This is a genomic window from Streptomyces sp. CNZ301 (genome assembly GCF_004217425.1).
Genome location: NZ_SHLG01000001.1, coordinates 2,462,075 through 2,480,252, shown reverse-complemented (window position 1 = coordinate 2,480,252; position 18,178 = coordinate 2,462,075). Strand labels below are relative to the sequence as shown.

Here is an 18,178-nt window from a genome sequence, read left to right as displayed (position 1 = left end):
CCGGCCAGGGAGCCCGTGGCCGCGGGCCCTCGTGCCCGTCCGGGACGTCCGGCTACGTTTGTGCGCATGGAGACGACAACCGCCCACTCCGCGCCGCCCCGAGTGCTGACGATCGCCGGTTCCGACTCGGGAGGCGGCGCGGGCATCCAGGCCGACCTCAAGACGATGCTGGCTCTCGGGACCCACGGAATGAGCGTCGTCGCCGCCGTGACGGCGCAGAACTCCGTGGGCGTGCAGGGCTACTGGGAGCTGCCTGCCGAGTCGGTGTGTGCGCAGTTCCGCAGCGTCGTGGACGACATCGGCGTCCAGGCGGCGAAGACCGGAATGCTCGCCTCGGCGGAACTGGTCGAGACCGTGGCCGGGCTGCTGTCCGGACTGGGCGAACCGGTCGTCGTCGACCCTGTCGGCGTCTCCAAGCACGGCGACCCGCTGCTCGCGCAGGAGGCCCTGGATTCCGTACGCACCAAGCTCCTGCCGGCCGCGACCGTGGCCACCCCCAACCTCGACGAGGTCGCACAGCTGACGGGCGTGCGCGTCACGGACGAAGCGGGGCTGCGCGAGGCGGCCGCAGCCGTGCTGTCGTACGGGCCGCGCTGGGCACTGATCAAGGGCGGGCACCTGGCCCGTGACGGGGCGGGCACCGGCGGCGGGGAAGCCGTCGACCTGCTCACCGACGGCCACGAGGAGCACTGGCTGCGGGCTCCGCGCCACGACAACCGCCACACCCACGGCACCGGGTGCACCCTCGCCAGCGCCCTCGCGGCGGGACTGGCACGCGGTCTGACAGTGCCGGATGCGGCGAGGGAGGCCAAGGAGTACGTCACGGGCGCGATCGCGGCAGGGTTCGCGCTCGGGGCGGGGCTGGGGCCCGTGGACCACGGCTGGCGGCTGCGCGGGAGCTGACCGTGGCGGCGGAGAGCTGACGACGGGACCGGCTGCGTGGTCCGCCCCGTCACGCGGCGTGGGGCCCTGCCTCTCAGGCCCTTCGTCGAGCGCCGGGGGATCGTGCGGTGCCGGCGGCTCGTGCGGAGTCTGCGGCTCGTGCGGAGCAGCCCTCGGCATGCGAGAAGCCGGTCCGTCGTCACGACGGACCGGCTTCGGAAAAGCAACCGGCTCGGTGGCCGCACTGCTGGAGCACCACCCGGGCCCTGCCCTGCGCCGGGCGGCGCGGGAGGGTACCTACAGGCCCAGGGGGAGAGTCAGCGCGAGACCTTGCCGGCCTTGATGCACGAGGTGCAGGCGTTGAGGCGCTTCGGCGTCCCGTTGACCACTGCACGCACGCGCTGGATGTTCGGGTTCCAGCGGCGCGGGGTGCGGCGGTGCGAGTGGGAGATGCTGTTGCCGAAGCCCGGCCCCTTGCCGCAGACGTCGCAGTTGGCAGCCACGGGTCACTCCAAAGACTTCAGATGCATGTACGGAAAATCCCGGCGACGCAGGCACAGTGATCGACCGGCACTGCCAGGGAGGTCATGACGCCCGATACTCATCAGGCAACCGGAGCAGCATACAACGCCTGCTCATGAACGGCGAAACCAGCCCGTGAGGCCTGCCCGGGCGGACGCCCGGCCCCCGGGACCGGCCGACGGATCAGGGGCCTCGCCGCCGGGCGTTCCCCTCCTCCGCCCGCAGACCGGTTCCGTTGCGCACGCCGCCGGTGCTCTGATCTAGCCTTCGGAACCCCGTCGTCCTTGCCGGATCCGGCCGTGCGCGGCAGCTCGCCGCGTTGTGTGGGCATACGGGAAGCAGACCGGAACAGACCGCAGGGAGACCGCTCCGGTCTCCAGTCTTCAGAGGAGGTCCTCACGTGCCGCAGCCGTTCGACTCCACGGTGGTACGGGCATGGACGGCCTTCGCGCTGGAGGCGGTCGGTGAGGCCTGCGAGGAGATCGACGCGATCAACGTCTTTCCCGTGGCGGACGGCGACACCGGCACGAACCTGCGGCGGACCCTGCAGGCCGCGGCGCAGGCCCTGGACGCCGAATGGGACGGCGGCGACCCGGCCGCGCCCGCACTCCGCGCCCTGTCCCGGGGCGCGCTGCTCGGCGCGTGCGGCAACTCCGGCACGATCCTGGCGCAGTTGCTGCGCGGCATGGCGGAGGCGTACGGGGCCGCCGGTGCGTCCGGAGGCACCGGCGCCTCCGGTCCGGCCGACGGCCCGGCGGAGGTCGCGGCCGAAGTCGCGGGGGAGGCACGGTTGTTGGCCGAGGCGCTGGCGCGGGCGGCGGACTCCGCGTACGAGGCCGTCGCGCACCCCGTCGAGGGCACGATGCTCAGCGTCGCGCGGGCGGCGGCCGACGCCGCGGCGCGTGCGGCCGGCCAACACGGCGCGGGTGCCGCGGAGGTGGCCCGCGCCGCGTACGAACGCTCCCGCGAGGCGCTGTCGGAGACCACGGGGCAGCTCGACGTGCTGCGCCGCGCCGGAGTCGTGGACGCCGGCGGCAGCGGCCTGGTCGCGGTACTCGGTGCGCTGGCCGACGCCCTCCGGGACCCGGAGCCGGACGCCGCCTCGCGCAGGCGCCGGGCGTACACCGCGTCCAACGCCCCGGCGGGCGGCGGCACTTCGGCCGCGGGGTCCGCCCCACCCGACGGAGGCGGCGGCGCGTACGAGGTGATGTACCTCCTGGACGCCGACGACGCCGCGGTGGCCGCCCTGCGCGAACGCCTCGACGGGCTCGGAGACTCGCTCGTGGTCGGCGGCGGGGACGGGCTGTGGAGCGTGCACGTGCACGTCGACGACGCCGGTGCCGCAGTGGAGGCGGGCGTCGGCGCGGGACGCCCGCATCGCATCCGCATCACCCGCCTCACCGCGGGCGAGGACGGCGGGTCCTGCGCCCCGGGGGCCGCCGAAGGCGACTCCGGCGCCGGGACCGGGACCGGGGCCGGTGCCGGGACCGGGGCCGGTGCCGGGGCCGGTGCCGACTCCGGCGCCGAGTCCGAATCCGGTGCTGTCACCGGCAGTTCGGCCCCGCGGGGCCGCGCCGTCGTCGCCGTCGTCCGGGGGGACGGCCTGGCCGGGCTCTGCGAGGACGCAGGCGCGACCGTCGTGCGGGCGAAGGAAGCGCTCGGAAGCCCGGACGGGGAGCCCCTGGCGGCCGCCGTACGCGAGACCGGCGCGGCCGAGGTCGTGCTGCTGCCGAATGACATCGACCTGCACGCCGCAGCCGCGCGTGCCGCGGACGGGACGCGGTCGGCCGCACCGCAGCTGCGCGTCTCGGTCGTTCCCACCCGGGCCGAGGTGCAGGGCATCGCCGCGCTGGCGGTGCACGATCCGGAGCGCCGCTTCGACGACGACGTCGTCGCCATGACCAACGCCGCCGGAGCGACCCGCTACGGCCAAGTGACCGTCGCAGACCGCCCGTTCTGGACGATGGCCGGGGTCTGCGAGGCCGGTGACGTGCTCGGTCTCGTGGAGGACGATGTCGTCGTCATCGGCCGCGACGCCGCCGAGGCGGCCGCGGAGGTGCTGGAGCGGATGCTCGCCGCGGGCGGGGAGCTGGTCACCCTGATCGTCGGCGAACACGCTCCGCGGGGGCTGGCGGACCGGCTGGAGGAGCAGGTGCGCTCCGGTCATCTCGCCGTGGACACGGTGGTGCACGAAGGACGGCAGCACTCCTCGCTGCTGCTGATCGGCGTCGAGTGAGGAGCGGGCCGGCTCCCCGTCGGCCCTCCCGGTCGGCCTCCCGCCGGCACCGCCCGCACCGCCGGCACCGCGGGCCACGAGCCGGACCGGCGGGGCACCACCGTCCCGGCCCGCCGCCGCGCGGCACGCTGACCGCGCCCCGGCCTCGTCCATTGCCCCGGTCCTGTCACCGTCATGGTGTGCAATGGGGGCGTGTCCGCGCTCGACGAATCCCTGAAGAAGCACCTGGGCGGCAGCACCGCCAAGGTCCTGTCCGAACATCTCGGCCTGAACACGGTCGGGGACCTCCTCCACCACTACCCGCGGCGGTACGAGGAGCGCGGCCAGCTGACTCGGCTGTCGGACCTGCCGCTGGACGAGCACGTGACCGTCGTCGCACAGGTCGCCAAGTCCAAGGTGCACACCTTCAACCGCGGCCGGGGGCAGCGGCTCGAGGTCGTTCTCACCGACGGCAGCGGCCAGTTGCAGCTGGTCTTCTTCGGTCGCGGCATCTACCAGCCGCAGAAGGACCTGCAGCCGGGCACGCGGGCGATGTTCGCGGGCAAGGTCGGCGTCTTCAACGGCCGTCTCCAGCTGGCGCATCCGCAGTACGAGAAGCTCGGCGCCGGAAGCGGCAGCGAGGACGTCGACGCGTTCGCCAACAGGCTGATGCCGATCTATCCGGCCGTGGCGCAGATGGCGTCCTGGAAGATCGCCAAGTCGGTCGGCACTGTGCTCGCCTCCATGCAGGCCACCGGCTGGGACGGCCTCGTCGACCCGCTGCCGTCCGCCATCCGCGAGGAGCGGCGCCTCATCCCGCTGCCCGACGCGTTCGAGAAGGTGCACCGGCCGCGCACGAAGGCCGACATGGCGGCGGCCCGCGACAGGCTGAAGTGGGACGAGGCGTTCATCCTCCAGGTCGCCCTCGCCCGCCGGAGGGCTGCCGACGCCCAACTGCCCGCCGTGGCACGCGTTCCCGTCGAGGGCGGCCTGCTGGACGCCTTCGACGCCAAGCTGCCCTTCACCCTCACCGACGGGCAGCGCAGCGTCAGCCGTGAAGTCTTCGACGACCTGGCCACCGAACACCCCATGCACCGGCTCCTCCAGGGCGAAGTGGGGTCCGGCAAGGCGCAGCCGCTGGACGCCCTCGTGCTCACGCCGGGCGGGTTCCGCGAGATGGGGGAGATCGGCGTCGGCGACGAGGTGATCACGCCCTCCGGCGAACCGGCGCCGGTGGAGGGGATCTTTCCCCAAGGAGAGCGCGAGGTATGGAGGTTGACGCTCTCCGACGGAAGCACCGTCGAGTGCGACGACGAACACCTGTGGCTCGTGGCCACGGCAGAGGCGTGGGAACGGGGCGAGTGTCCGCGGGTGCTGACCACCCGGGAGATCAGGAACGACCTGACGTCGCCCGCCGGTTCGCCGAAGTGGTATCTGCCGCAGGCTGTCCCGGTGGATCTGGGCGCTCCCGCGGAGGGCGCGGCGGACCCGTACGCGACGGGTACCGAGCTGGGGCGTCCCGGCGTCGCCGGCCGCGTTCCGCGCGCGTGCATGGAGGACTCGGTCAAGAACAGGCTGGCCCTGCTCCGGGGCATCCTCGACGCGGGCGCCGACGGCCGGGAGGGCGGGCCCGTACCGGCCGGGGAGCAGGACGGGGAACAGGCCGGGGAAGGGGCCGGGGAACAGGCCGGGGAAGGGGACGCCGTCGTCCTCCGCTTCCGCTCCCGGGCGCTCGCCGAGGACGTCGCGTGGCTGGCACGCTCCCTCGGCGGACACGCACGCATCACACCGGAGAGGCCCCCGCACGACGAGCCGGCGTCGGCGGAATCGGCCGTCACAGTGCTGCTGCCGCCGGAACACGGTCCGTTCCGCTCGGAGGTCGGGGAGGCCCGCGGCGCCGCGAGGGGGAGGGCGCACCGCTCGCTGCGCCGGTCCGTACGTGAGGCCGAACCCGTGGGCCGCAAGCAGGTCCAGTGCATCAGTGTGCGCCACCCCGACAGCGCCTACGTCACCGACAACTTCACGGTCACGCACAACACGATGGTGGCCACCCGCGCGATGCTGACCGTCGTCGACAGCGGCGGCCAGGCCGCGCTGCTCGCCCCCACCGAGGTCCTCGCGCAGCAGCATCACCGTTCCGTGACGGGCCTGATGGGCGAGCTCGCCGAGGGCGGCATGCTCGGCGGCGCGGCGAACGCCACGAAGGTCGTGCTGCTCACCGGTTCCATGGGTGCCGCCGCCCGCCGCCGGGCTCTGCTGGACCTGGCCACAGGGGAAGCCGGGATCGTCATCGGCACGCACGCGCTGATCGAGGACAAGGTCCGCTTCCACGACCTGGGTCTCGTCGTCGTCGACGAGCAGCACCGCTTCGGCGTGGAGCAGCGTGACGCCCTGCGCTCCAAGGGAGTTCACCCGCCGCACCTGCTGGTGATGACGGCGACGCCCATCCCGCGCACCGTCGCCATGACCGTCTTCGGCGATCTGGAGACCTCCGTGCTGGACCAGCTCCCGGCCGGACGCTCACCCATCGCCAGCCATGTCGTGCCCGCGAGGGACAAGCCGCACTTCCTGGCCCGTACGTGGGAGCGCGTACGGGAGGAGACGGAGGCCGGGCACCAGACGTACGTGGTCTGCCCGCGCATCGGCGACGAGGAGGAGCAGGGAGAGGCCGGGAAGCCCGCGGGCAGGTCCGGCAAGCGGAAGGCCGCGGGACGCGACAGGGCGGCGGAGGAAGCCGCGCAGGGGGAGGAGGCCGCCGACGGTGAGGATGAGAGCAGGCGCCCGCCGCTGTCCGTGCTCGACACCGTGGCGCAGCTGCGCGAGGGACCACTGGCCGGGCTCCGCGTGGAGGCGCTGCACGGGCGGATGCAGCCGGACGTCAAGGACGACGTCATGCGCCGCTTCGCTCAGGGAGAGGTCGACGTCCTCGTCGCGACGACCGTCATCGAGGTCGGCGTGGACGTACCGAACGCCACCGTCATGGTGATCATGGACGCGGACCGCTTCGGCGTCTCCCAGCTCCACCAGCTGCGCGGACGCGTCGGCCGTGGTTCCGCCGCCGGCCTGTGCCTGCTGGTCACGGAGGCGCCGGAGGCGGGTCCCGCCCGTGCCCGTCTGGACGCGGTCGCCGCCACGCTGGACGGCTTCGAGCTCTCCCGCGTCGACCTGGAACAGCGCCGGGAGGGCGACGTGCTGGGGCAGGCGCAGTCGGGCGTCCGCACCTCGCTGCGGATGCTCGCCGTGATCGAGGACGAGGAGATCATCGAGGCGGCACGTCGGGCGGCGACCGCCGTCGTGGCGGAGGACCCCGGTCTGGAGCGGCTCCCGGAGCTGCGCACCGCGCTGGCGGCCCTGCTGGACGAGGAGCGCGAGGACTTCCTCGACAAGGGATGACAGGGACGGCCGGCCGCCGCCCCGGGACGGGCGTGCGGGCCGCCGCCGTGGGATCCTCGGTTCCGACGGCCGGACGCCGGGCCGGTACCGGCCGCACGAGAGAACGAAGGGCACCCGCACCATGACCCGCGTGATCGCAGGAGCCGTCGGCGGCCGCCGGCTGACCGTGCCGCCGGGCCAGGGCACGCGCCCCACGTCCGACCGTGCGCGCGAGGGCATGTTCTCCAGTTGGGAGGCCCAGTTGGGCGGCTCGGGCACCGCCGCCTGGCACGGCAGACGCGTGCTCGACCTGTACGGCGGTTCCGGCGCGGTGGGCCTCGAGGCGCTCTCGCGCGGTGCCGCTCACGTGCTCCTCGTCGAGTCGGACGCCCGCGCGGCCCGCACCATCCGGCAGAACGTGCGTGCGCTGGGGCTGCCCGGCGCCGAGGTGCGCCACGCCAAGGCCGAGGCGGCCCTCGCGGGTTCACCGCCCGACGACCCCTACGACGTGATCTTCCTGGACCCTCCGTACGCCGTCACGGACGAGCAGGTCCGCGAGATTCTGCTCACACTCCGCTCCGGGCCCTGGCTGACCGACGACGCGCTCGTCACCGTGGAGCGGAGTACGCGTGGCGGCGAATTCCGCTGGCCCGGGGGCTTCGTGGGCCTGCGGGCCAGGCGCTACGGCGAAGGGACGCTCTGGTACGGTCGCGCCGCCGCGAGCGGAGACACCCCCACACCATGAACTCCGCGGACAGCCCACAGACCCCCCATCGTCCGGAGAGCGAGGAACCACCAGTGCGTCGCGCAGTCTGTCCGGGATCCTTCGACCCCATCACCAACGGACACCTCGACATCATCGCCCGCGCCTCCAAGCTCTACGACTCGGTCTACGTGGCCGTGATGATCAACAAGTCGAAGCAGGGCCTGTTCTCCGTGGACGAGCGCATCGGCCTCATCAACGAAGTGACCGCCGCCTTCGGCAACGTGCGCGTGGAGGCCTTCCACGGACTGCTCGTCGACTTCTGCAAGGACCGCGACATCCCCGCCATCGTCAAGGGGCTGCGCGCGGTCTCGGACTTCGACTACGAGCTGCAGATGGCGCAGATGAACAACGGCCTCTCCGGCGTCGAGACGCTCTTCGTACCGACCAACCCCACCTACAGCTTCCTCTCCTCCAGCCTGGTCAAGGAGGTCGCCACCTGGGGCGGCGACGTCTCCAACCTGGTGCCCGAGCCGGTGCAGCGCGCTCTGGCGGCGCGTCTCGCCAAGCCGTGAGCGTGCCGGAAGGGGCCGAGTCGGGGCTTCGGCTGTCGAGTTGAGTGCCACTGGCCGTACAGTCGCTTCCGTGGACGTTCAGCAGAAACTCGACGAGATCGTGACGGCGGTGGACAGCGCTCGCGCGATGCCCATGTCGGCCTCCTGCGTGGTGAACCGGGCCGAACTGCTCGCCATGCTCGAAGAAGTGCGCCAGGCGCTGCCCGGCTCGCTCGCACAGGCGGAGGAACTGCTCGGGGGGCGCGAGCAGATGGTCGCCGAGGCCCAGGCCGAGGCGCAGCGGATCATCGAGTCCGGGCACGCCGAGCGCGGCTCGCTGGTCTCCGGCACCGAGATCGTCCGCCAGGCGCAGGCCGAGGCCGAACAGGTCCTGGCCCAGGCCCGGCAGGAGGCCGCGGAGATCCGAGCCGAGGCGGACGACTACGTCGACAGCAAACTCGCCAACTTCGAGGTCGTGCTCAGCAAGACCATCGGCTCCGTCGAGCGCGGCCGCGAGAAGCTGCTGGGCAGCGGGCCCGGTTCGGAAGAGTGGAACGAGGAGTACGCCGAGGACGCCCCGGAACGCTCCTCCGACCCGCAGGAGTTGCGGGAGAGCGCGGACAACTACGTGGACGCCAGGCTCGGTTCGGTCTCTGCGGTGCTCGCCAAGACGCTGGAGGCGGTCGGCAGGGGCCGCTCCAAGCTGCTGGGACACCGTCCGTCCGACGAACTCGGTGCCCACATGGCCGCGCAGGACGCGGCCGGGCAGGACATCCACACCAGCGACGCCGACTACATGGCGGGCCTGGCCTCGGCCGGCGAGCCCCGGCCTGCGGCCACGCCTCCTGCGGCGCCCGCCGTCCCGGCTCCGGCCGCCCCCGCACAGCCCGCCTACCAGCCCGTCGCCGCCGCCGATCCGTATGCGGCGCACGCGCAGCAGGATGCGTACTACGGCGGCCAGGACGCCTACGCCTACCAGCAGCAATACGCGTACTACGGACAGCAGCAGGACCCGTACTACGCGCAGCAGGCCCAGTTCCCCCAGGACCAGAGCCAGAACCAGCACTACTCCGGCCACCCGCAGGTCCACCAGGAGATGCAGGGCGGGCAGCCCCAGCTCGACGAGACCAGCTTCTTCGACACGAGCATGATCGACCTGGACCAGGTCCGCGAGTACGAGGCACGTCACGGCCACGGCCACGGCCCGGGCTACGGGCAGGGTGGCTGATACCGGCCGGGACTCGATTGGGCGGAGGCGGGACGGTCCAGTATCCTGGCTCTTCGGTCACGCGCACATGGCGATGACTGCTGCCCGGAGTCAACGGCCGGGCGGCGCCACACCGTAGAAAGCAGGAAGCCCTGAACGCCCGCCTCGACCCCCGAGCCCCCCTCGTGTTCGACACACGGGAGCTGGGGCGCCGGCCCGGCGCGATGAAGCAGCTGTCCCGCACGGTGAAGTCTCCCGGAGACCTCGGCGTAGAGGTCCTCGGGGTGCCTGACGACGCGACGATCGAGCTTGACCTCCGTCTGGAGTCGGTCATGGAGGGGGTGCTCGTCACGGGCACCGCCCGTGCACCGCTCAAGGGGGAGTGCGTAAGGTGTCTGGAGCCGCTCGAGCAGGAATGCGAGGCGGATTTCCAGGAGTTGTTCTCCTACCCCGACGCCGACGACCGGAGCCGCCCCAGCGCGGATGCCGGTGACGACGCCGAGGAGGAGGACACGTTCTCCATCGAGGGCGACTATTTCGACCTCGAGCCCGTGCTGCGGGACGCGGTGGTGCTGTCACTGCCGTTGCAGCCGGTGTGCCGGGAAGACTGCCCCGGGCTGTGCGCCACGTGCGGCGCGCGTCTGGCGGACGACCCGGAACACGATCACGAAGACGCCGTCGACATCCGTTGGGCGGCACTGCAGGGACTCGCCGAAACCATGAAGGACGGCGAGACGGACGCGCCCCGCGAAGCCGGGGATGACTCACAGGAGAAGTAGCCGTGGCTGTTCCGAAGCGGAAGATGTCGCGCAGCAACACGCGCCACCGCCGGTCGCAGTGGAAGGCTGCGGTCCCCACCCTGGTGAAGTGCGAGCGCTGCCAGGAGCCCAAGCAGCAGCACATCGCGTGCCCGAACTGCGGCACCTACAACAAGCGACAGGTCCTCGAGGTCTGATCGGCTGGTGACAGGCTCCATGTCAGACGCTCCGGCACATGGAAGCGCTGACCGCCGCGGAGGAACGCACCGGGCGGCAGCGGCGGATCTGGTGGATGAGGCCTCGTCCCACGCGATTCTGGAAGGGCGGCTCGAGTACCGGCTCGAGCCCGCCCTTCTGGTGCGTGCGCTGACCCACCGCTCCTACGCGTACGAGAACGGCGGACTGCCGACCAACGAACGCCTCGAATTCCTCGGCGACTCCGTCCTCGGCCTGGTCGTCACCGACACGCTCTACCGCCTCCACCCCGACCTCCCGGAGGGCCAGCTCGCCAAGCTGCGCGCCGCCGTGGTCAACTCCCGCGCCCTGGCCAAGGTGGCCCGGGAGCTGGAGCTGGGGGCCTTCATCCGGCTCGGCCGGGGCGAGGAGGGCACGGGCGGCCGCGACAAGGCCTCCATCCTGGCCGACACCCTGGAGGCCGTGATCGGCGCGGTCTACCTGGACAAGGGCCTGGAGGCGGCGGGTGAGCTCATCCACCGGCTCTTCGACCCGCTGATCGAGCAGTCCTCGAACCTCGGCGCCGGCCTGGACTGGAAGACCAGCCTCCAGGAGCTCACCGCGGCCGAGGGGCTGGGTGTTCCGGAGTACCTGGTCACGGAGACCGGCCCCGACCACGAGAAGATCTTCACGGCTGCTGCCCGCGTCGGTGGTGTCGCGTACGGCACCGGCACCGGCCGCAGCAAGAAGGAAGCGGAACAGCAGGCGGCGGAGACGGCCTGGCGGGCGATCCGCGAGGCGACGGCCGGCGACGACTCGTCGTCTTCCGGACCGGAGACCCCGTCCGGCACTAGGGCCCCGTCCCAGGGCGTCTGACGAGACCGGCCCGGCCCGGCCCCGCCTCGCGGGTTCCGGGCGGGCCGTCGCGTCCCTGTTCCATGTGAGGAGAAGCGTGCCCGAGCTGCCCGAGGTCGAAGTGGTGCGCCGCGGCCTGGAGCGCTGGGCGAGCGGCCGGACGATCACAGGCGTCGAGGTGCTTCACCCCCGGGCCGTGCGGCGGCACGTGGCGGGCGCGGAGGACTTCGCGGCCCGGCTGCGGGGACACCGCTTCGGGCCCGCCCGGCGCCGCGGCAAGTATCTGTGGCTGCCCCTGGACCCCGGCGTCTGTGTGCTCGCCCACCTCGGCATGAGCGGACAGCTCCTCATCCAGCCCTCCGACGCACCGGACGAGAAGCACCTGCGCATCCGCATCACCTTCGAGAATCCGGAGGCGGGCGAGCTGCGCTTCGTCGACCAGCGGACCTTCGGCGGCCTGTCCCTGCATCCGGAGTCCGTCGTCCCGGACTCCGGCGCGCTGCCCGACGTGATCGCGCACATCGCCCGTGACCCGCTCGACCCGCTCTTCGACGAGCAGGCCTTCCACGGAGCCCTGCTCCGCCGCCGTACGACGATCAAGCGGGCCCTGCTCGACCAGTCGCTGATCAGCGGGGTGGGCAACATCTACGCCGACGAGGCGCTGTGGCGGGCCAGGCTCCACTACGAACGGCCCACGGCTTCGCTGACGCGGCCCCGCACCACCGAGCTCCTGGGCCACGTCCGCGACGTCATGAACGCGGCGCTCGCCGCCGGCGGTACGAGCTTCGACAGTCTCTACGTCAACGTCAACGGGGAGTCCGGCTACTTCGAGCGCTCCCTCGACGCCTACGGGCGTGAGGGCGAGCCCTGCCGGCGCTGCGGCACATCCATGCGCCGCCGCCCCTGGATGAACCGCTCCAGCTACTACTGCCCCAGGTGCCAGCCTCCGCCTCGCCCGCGCCGCACAGTGCCCGTGCCGCCGGGACGCGCGGGGAAGCGGATCGATCCCCGGTAACCGGACCGGCAAGGGCGGAGCCCCGACAGGCCGATGACCTGTCGGGGCTCCCAAGTGTGCTGCGGTGCTCAGTAACCGAAGTCCTGCGTCCACCAGGGGCCGTCTTCGTCGACGTATTCGCCGACGCCCATCGTGCGGTATTCGCAGTTGAGGATGTTCGCGCGGTGCGAGGGGCTGCGCATCCAGTCCGCGACCACGTCCTCGGGGCTCTCCTGGCCGCGGGCGATGTTCTCGCCGCCCAGGTCCAGGATGCCGAGCTCCTCGGCGCGGTCCCAGGGGCTCGAACCGTCGGGGCCGAGGTGGCTGAAGAAGCCCTCGATCGCCATGCTGCGGCTGAAGTCCCCGGCCAGCTCCGCGAGTTTGCTGCTGGCCTTGACCGGCTTGCAGCCCGCGTCCTCGCGCTCTTCGTTGACCAGCGCCAGGACCTGGGCCTCGTCCTGCTCGGTCTGGCTCAGGCCGCCGGACGACCCGCCGCCGGAGTTGCCGGAGCCACCGCTGTTGCCCTGGCCCTTCCCGTTGCCCTGGCCGTTCCCGCTGGAGCCGCCGCTGTTGCCGTTGCCCTGGCCGTTCCCGCTGGAGCCGCCGTTGCCGTCGCCGTTGCCCGTCTCGCCGCTGCCCTGGCCGTTGCCGCCGCCCGGCTCGGAAGGCTGCGTCTGGCCCGGGTCCTGGTTCCCGCCGCCGGGCCGTGAGGTGTCCGGGGGCACGTTTCCGCCCTCGGGGCCGCCGTCGCCGATCGGGTCCGAACCGCCTTCCGGCGCGGGCACGTTGGGCTTCGATGACTGGTCGGGAGGACCACCCGCCTGGACATCGCTGTACTGCGTACCAGCAGCGCCTCCCGGGCTGGGAAGCACTGTGGAAGCGACGGCCACCGCACCCATTGCCATCGCCGCTGACGCTCCCAGAATCCCAGCCCGTGCCGAGAGCCCGCCCCGCTGTACTACCGGGGGGGCCGGCCTGCGGTGCGAGGAGCGCTGGCGAGGTCCCATGTCGTAAGTGACGACCGGTCCGGGAGCGTGGGAGACACGTCTGTGACGGCCCATCTCAGAAAGTCCTCACGTGTTCGGCTTTCGAAGCCTCATCCGATCGAGTGAAGCTTGGTGGGCGGGACTTTACGCCATGACAGACGGGGCGCATGTGCCGACCGAGGAAATGTCCGGATAGCGTGCGGCCATGACTTCGGGTAATACGAAGCCGGATGACAATGACTCGTCAGTAACAAGGGTTCGCATGACGGCCTGGGTGCGGGGCCGGGTCCAGGGCGTCGGCTTCCGCTGGTTCACGCGCGCGGCCGCTCTGCGCATCGGAGGCCTCGAGGGCTTCGTGGTCAACCTCGGTGACGGACGGGTCCAGGTCGTCGCCGAGGGAGGGCGGCCCGAGAGCGAAGCGCTGCTGGAATGGCTGCGCTCCGACGACACGCCCGGGCAGGTCGACGGTGTCACCGAGATCTGGGACCGGCCGCGCGGCGGCTACACCGGCTTCGCCATTCGATGATCCAAACCGGTTGCCATTCCCGTCTGACCATGCAAAGCTGCCGCAACGAGTGGTTGAGAGTGATCATTACGCCCCCCGCGGGCCGCCGCCTCCGGCGCATGTACGCCGTCGAGCAAGGGCCGCCCAGGGCCGCGGGGCGTGATCGTGTTGACCGTCAAACCTTTTGGTGAGAAGCTTGAAGTCCCCCGCAACCGGACTGTTTGATCCGGAAAAACAAGTTCAGAAGTGGTACAGCGGGCGCGAAATTTCCCTCACGACCAGCCACCACTCGGGTTGGTCACTCAGTGTGGAGGACCATCGATCATGGCAAAGGCGCTTCTCGGTTACGTCGGCGGCTCCGACCCCCGAGTCCTCGCCGAGATGCGACGGCTGCAGCAGCGTGTCCAGGACCTGGAATCCGAACTCGTACGGATGCAGGCCGAGAACGACGCTCTGTCGGCTGCCGCACGGCATCAGGACTCGATGCTCGAAGGCATCGACATCGACGTACACCAGGCAGAGCCTGCGCTGACCTGACCTGACTTCTCCGGGCCGGGCCGGCGTGCAGCCTGCCGCTCATGAAATCCGCGAGGGACGCTTCGGCGTCCCTTCGTTGTTTCCCGGTGGTGCTTCCTCCACCTCATCGTGTGGCGTGGGCTGTTGGGCGCTGCGCTTACCGACTGATGTGCCCCACGCCTCACATGGTGAAACCGAAAGGAACGTCGGGAGTTCGCCGCGCTCCGTGGCAGTCCCGGACAGGCGGGGGCGCCGAGTGGACTAGAGTCCGACGGCGTGCACCTCAAGAGCCTGACACTGCGGGGATTCAAGTCCTTCGCCTCCGCCACGACGCTGCGCTTCGAGCCCGGCATCACGTGCGTCGTAGGTCCCAACGGCTCCGGCAAGTCCAACGTCGTGGACGCCCTGTCGTGGGTGATGGGGGAGCAGGGCGCCAAGTCGTTGCGCGGCGGCAAGATGGAGGACGTCATCTTCGCCGGTACGACCGGGCGGCCGCCGCTCGGCCGCGCCGAGGTCTCCCTCACCATCAACAACGCCGACGGCGCGCTGCCCATCGACTACGCCGAGGTCACCATCACGCGGATCATGTTCCGCAACGGCGGCAGCGAATACCAGATCAACGGGGACACCTGCCGGCTGCTGGACGTCCAGGAGTTGCTGTCGGACTCCGGCATCGGCCGGGAGATGCACGTCATCGTCGGCCAGGGCCAGCTCGACGGCGTACTGCACGCCGACCCCAACGGTCGGCGCGCCTTCATCGAGGAGGCCGCGGGAGTCCTCAAGCACCGCAAGCGCAAGGAGAAGGCGCTGCGGAAGCTGGACGCGATGCAGGCGAACCTCGCGCGCGTGCAGGACCTGACCGACGAGCTGCGGCGCCAGCTCAAGCCGCTCGGACGCCAGGCCGCCGTGGCCCGCAAGGCGCAGGTCATCCAGGCCGATCTGCGGGACGCCCGGCTGCGGTTGCTGGCGGACGACCTGGTGACCCTCAAGGAAGCGCTCAGATCGGAGATCGCCGACGAGGCCGCGCTCAAGGAGCGCAAGGACGCCGTCGAGTCACGGCTGAAGGAAGCGCTGCGCCGCGAGGCCGAGCTGGAGCAGCAGGTACGGATGCTGACACCGCGGCTGGAGCGCGCCCAGCAGACCTGGTACGAGCTCTCACAACTCGCCGAGCGGGTGCGAGGCACCATCGGGCTCGCCGACCAGCGCGTCCAGCATGCCGAGGCCGGGCCCGTCGAGGAGCGCCGGGGCCGTGACCCGGAGGACATGGAGCGGGAAGCGGCCCGCATCCGCGAGCAGGAGGCGGAGCTGGAGGCCGCTCTGGAGGCGGCCGAGCGGGCTCTGGACGACACCGTCTCGCACCGGGCCGAGCTGGAGAGGCAGCTGCACGAGGAGGAGCGCCGCCTCAAGGACGCGGCCCGCGCCATCGCCGACCGCCGCGAGGGCCTTGCGAGGCTGCACGGTCAGGTGAACGCGGCCCGCAGCCGGGCCTCCTCGGCGCAGTCCGAGATCGACCGGCTGACGACCGCACGGGACGAGGCACAGGAGCGCGCCGCCGCCGCGCAGGAGGAGTACGAGAGCCTCCAGGCCGAGGTCGACGGGCTCGACGCCGGCGACACCGAGCTGGCCGACCAGCACGAGGCCGCCAAGCGTGAACTCGCGGACGCGGAAGCGGCGCTCTCCGCGGCCCGCGACGCCGTCACGACCGTCGAACGGGAACGTGCCGCCACCTCCGCCCGGCACGACGCCCTCGCGCTCGGCCTGCGCCGCAAGGACGGCACCGGTGCACTGCTGTCCGCCGCGGACGCGCTGACCGGGCTGCTGGGCCCGGCGGCCGAACTGCTGAGCGTCACACCGGGGTTCGAGGTGCCGGTCGCCGCGGCTCTGGGTGCCGCGGCCGACGCGGTCGCCGTCGCCGACACCTCCACCGCCGCTGACGCGCTGCGGCTGCTGCGCAAGCACGACGCGGGCCGGGCGGCGCTGCTGCTGGGCTCAGCGTCCGCCTCCGCCGCCGGTGCGGTGCCGGAGCCCGCCGTGCAGCGCGAGGGCGGACCGACCCCTGCCGCGCAGCTGGTACGGGCTCCCGCCGAGCTGATGCCGGCAGTGCACAGGCTGCTGCGGGACATGGTGGTCGTACGGACGCTGGAGGACGCTGAGCAGACGGTTGCCGAGCAGCCCGGCACGGTTGCCGTGACGGCCGAAGGCGACGTCCTCGGCGCCCACTTCGCCCACGGCGGCTCCGCCGGTGCCCCCAGCCTTCTCGAGGCCCAGGCCGCCGTCGACGAGGCCGCGGCGGCGCTGGAGGAACTGGCGGCCCGCCACACCGGGCTGAGCGAGGAGCAGGAGCGGGCGAAGGTGCGGCGCCGGGAGTGCGCGGCACTGGTCGAGGAGCTGGGGTCGCGGCGGAGCGCGGCCGACAAGGAGAAGTCGCAGATCGCCGGACGGCTCGGGACGCTGGGGGGTCAGGCCCGCGGTGCGGCGGGTGAGGCGGAACGCACCGCTTCGGCCGTCGCGAAGGCCGAGGCGGCCCTCGTCAAGGCGAACGAGGAGGCCGAGGAGCTGGCGGAGCGGCTCGCCGTCGCCGAGGAGGCCGAGCAGGGCGAGGACGTCGAGCCGGACACCTCCCTGCGGGACCGGCTCTCGGCGGACGGTGCCAACGCGCGGCAGACGGAGATGGAGGCGCGGCTCCAAGTGCGCACGCACGAGGAGCGCGTCAAGTCGCTCGCGGGGCGGGCGGATTCCCTCGACCGCGCGGCCCGCGCGGAACGTGAGGCCCGCGTACGTGCCGAGCGGCGGCGGGCGCGGATGCGGCACGAGGCAGAGGTCGCCGGGGCGGTGGCATCCGGGGCCCGGCAGCTGCTGGCACACGTCGAGGCGTCCCTGAGCCGGGCGGCCGAGGAGCGCGAGTCGGCCGGCCGGGCGAAGAGCGAGCGGGAGCGGGCCCTGGCCGCGGAGCGCAACGCGGGCCGTGAACTGAAGGACGAACTGGACAAGCTGACCGACTCGATGCACCGCGGTGAGGTGCTGGGCGCCGAGAAGCGCATGCGGGTCGAGCAGTTGGAGACGAAGGCGCTGGAGGAGCTGGGCGTCGAGCCTGCGGGCCTGATCAGCGACTACGGCCCGGACCAGCTCGTGCCGCCGTCCCCGCCCGCGGAAGGCGAGGAACTCCCCGAGGACCCGGAGCATCCCCGTAACAAGCCGGTGCCCTTCGTGCGGGCCGAGCAGGAGAAGCGGCTGAAGGTCGCGGAGCGCGCATACCAGAAGCTGGGGAAGATCAATCCGCTGGCGCTGGAGGAGTACGCGGCGCTGGAGGAGCGGCACCAGTTCCTGAGCGAGCAGCTCGAGGACCTGAAGAAGACCCGAGCGGACCTGCTCCAGGTGGTGAAGGAGGTCGACGAGCGCGTCGAACAGGTCTTCACGGAGGCGTACTACGACACGGCGCGGGAGTTCGAGGGCGTCTTCTCGAGGCTCTTCCCGGGCGGCGAGGGCCGTCTGGTGCTGACAGATCCGGACAACATGCTCAGTACCGGCGTCGACGTCGAGGCGCGGCCCCCCGGCAAGAAGGTCAAGCGGCTCTCACTGCTCTCCGGCGGCGAGCGGTCGCTGACGGCGGTGGCGCTGCTGGTGTCGATCTTCAAGGCGCGGCCGAGCCCCTTCTACGTCATGGACGAGGTGGAGGCGGCGCTGGACGACACCAACCTCCAGCGGCTGATCGGCCTCATCGAGGAGCTCAAGGACAGCTCCCAGCTCATCGTGATCACGCACCAGAAGCGCACGATGGAGGTCGCCGACGCGCTGTACGGCGTCTCGATGCAGGGCGACGGCGTGACGAAGGTCATCAGCCAGCGGCTGAGTTGAGCCTCAGTCAGCTCCGTCAGGTGCTGCAACGCGTCCTGGTGCACCTTCTCTTCACATCTTGAACTTCTGAGTGACGGACG

General features: G+C 71.9%; 15 protein-coding genes. 13 read left to right on the top strand and 2 right to left on the bottom strand.

The window, feature by feature from the left end; all coding sequences use genetic code 11:
* Nucleotides 1-66: 66 nt before the first annotated feature.
* Nucleotides 67-903, top strand: a complete 837-nt coding sequence (gene thiD, locus EV375_RS10630; RefSeq protein ID WP_130299229.1) for a bifunctional hydroxymethylpyrimidine kinase/phosphomethylpyrimidine kinase — start codon at nucleotides 67-69, stop codon at nucleotides 901-903.
* A 296-nt stretch (nucleotides 904-1,199) separates the two neighbouring features.
* On the opposite strand, the gene rpmB is transcribed toward thiD, so the two are convergent.
* Complete coding sequence (gene rpmB / locus EV375_RS10625; protein WP_028435377.1) at nucleotides 1,200-1,385, bottom strand: 50S ribosomal protein L28; 186 nt, start codon at nucleotides 1,383-1,385, stop codon at nucleotides 1,200-1,202.
* A 419-nt stretch (nucleotides 1,386-1,804) separates the two neighbouring features.
* On the opposite strand from rpmB, the gene EV375_RS10620 reads away from it, so the two are divergent.
* From EV375_RS10620 to mutM, 9 genes are all read left to right on the top strand, one after another.
* Entirely contained in the window at nucleotides 1,805-3,640 is a 1,836-nt protein-coding gene (locus EV375_RS10620; RefSeq protein ID WP_130299228.1) for a DAK2 domain-containing protein, read from the top strand.
* Between the two features lie 192 nt (nucleotides 3,641-3,832).
* A complete protein-coding gene (locus EV375_RS10615; protein WP_486588402.1) occupies nucleotides 3,833-7,012 on the top strand; it encodes a helicase-related protein in 3,180 nt (1,059 codons plus the stop codon).
* A gap of 121 nt (nucleotides 7,013-7,133) precedes the next feature.
* On the top strand, nucleotides 7,134-7,736 hold the full coding sequence (gene rsmD / locus EV375_RS10610) for a 16S rRNA (guanine(966)-N(2))-methyltransferase RsmD (RefSeq protein ID WP_130299226.1): 603 nt from the start codon (nucleotides 7,134-7,136) through the stop codon (nucleotides 7,734-7,736).
* A 53-nt stretch (nucleotides 7,737-7,789) separates the two neighbouring features.
* A complete protein-coding gene (coaD, locus tag EV375_RS10605; RefSeq protein WP_207228052.1) occupies nucleotides 7,790-8,269 on the top strand; it encodes a pantetheine-phosphate adenylyltransferase in 480 nt (159 codons plus the stop codon).
* A gap of 70 nt (nucleotides 8,270-8,339) precedes the next feature.
* Complete coding sequence (locus EV375_RS10600) at nucleotides 8,340-9,476, top strand: F0F1 ATP synthase subunit B (RefSeq protein WP_130299224.1); 1,137 nt, start codon at nucleotides 8,340-8,342, stop codon at nucleotides 9,474-9,476.
* A 164-nt stretch (nucleotides 9,477-9,640) separates the two neighbouring features.
* Nucleotides 9,641-10,234 carry a DUF177 domain-containing protein gene (locus EV375_RS10595; RefSeq protein WP_207228050.1) on the top strand — a complete coding sequence of 198 codons (594 nt, stop codon included), beginning with the start codon at nucleotides 9,641-9,643 and terminating at the stop codon, nucleotides 10,232-10,234.
* 2 nt (nucleotides 10,235-10,236) lie between these two features.
* Nucleotides 10,237-10,410, top strand: a complete 174-nt coding sequence (gene rpmF / locus EV375_RS10590; protein ID WP_028433405.1) for a 50S ribosomal protein L32 — start codon at nucleotides 10,237-10,239, stop codon at nucleotides 10,408-10,410.
* Between the two features lie 19 nt (nucleotides 10,411-10,429).
* Nucleotides 10,430-11,263: a ribonuclease III gene (gene rnc / locus EV375_RS10585; protein ID WP_130299222.1), complete on the top strand. Its 834-nt coding sequence runs from the start codon at nucleotides 10,430-10,432 to the stop codon at nucleotides 11,261-11,263.
* A gap of 76 nt (nucleotides 11,264-11,339) precedes the next feature.
* Entirely contained in the window at nucleotides 11,340-12,257 is a 918-nt protein-coding gene (gene mutM, locus EV375_RS10580; RefSeq protein WP_130299221.1) for a bifunctional DNA-formamidopyrimidine glycosylase/DNA-(apurinic or apyrimidinic site) lyase, read from the top strand.
* Nucleotides 12,258-12,325: 68 nt separating this feature from the next.
* Here mutM and EV375_RS10575 read toward each other — a convergent pair whose 3' ends face one another.
* Entirely contained in the window at nucleotides 12,326-13,141 is an 816-nt protein-coding gene (locus tag EV375_RS10575; protein ID WP_486588401.1) for a CAP domain-containing protein, read from the bottom strand.
* 343 nt (nucleotides 13,142-13,484) lie between these two features.
* Here EV375_RS10575 and EV375_RS10570 point away from each other — a divergent pair, with 343 nt between their 5' ends.
* The 3 genes from EV375_RS10570 to smc all read left to right on the top strand — a co-directional run bounded on the left by EV375_RS10570 (nucleotide 13,485) and on the right by smc (nucleotide 18,098).
* Nucleotides 13,485-13,748, top strand: a complete 264-nt coding sequence (locus tag EV375_RS10570; protein WP_207228048.1) for an acylphosphatase — start codon at nucleotides 13,485-13,487, stop codon at nucleotides 13,746-13,748.
* A gap of 303 nt (nucleotides 13,749-14,051) precedes the next feature.
* The gene (locus tag EV375_RS10565; protein WP_028435389.1) at nucleotides 14,052-14,264 is read left to right on the top strand and encodes a hypothetical protein; all 213 of its coding nucleotides are present in this window, start codon (nucleotides 14,052-14,054) and stop codon (nucleotides 14,262-14,264) included.
* A 255-nt stretch (nucleotides 14,265-14,519) separates the two neighbouring features.
* Nucleotides 14,520-18,098: a chromosome segregation protein SMC gene (gene smc / locus EV375_RS10560; RefSeq protein WP_130299219.1), complete on the top strand. Its 3,579-nt coding sequence runs from the start codon at nucleotides 14,520-14,522 to the stop codon at nucleotides 18,096-18,098.
* The last annotated feature ends 80 nt before the right edge of the window (nucleotides 18,099-18,178 follow it).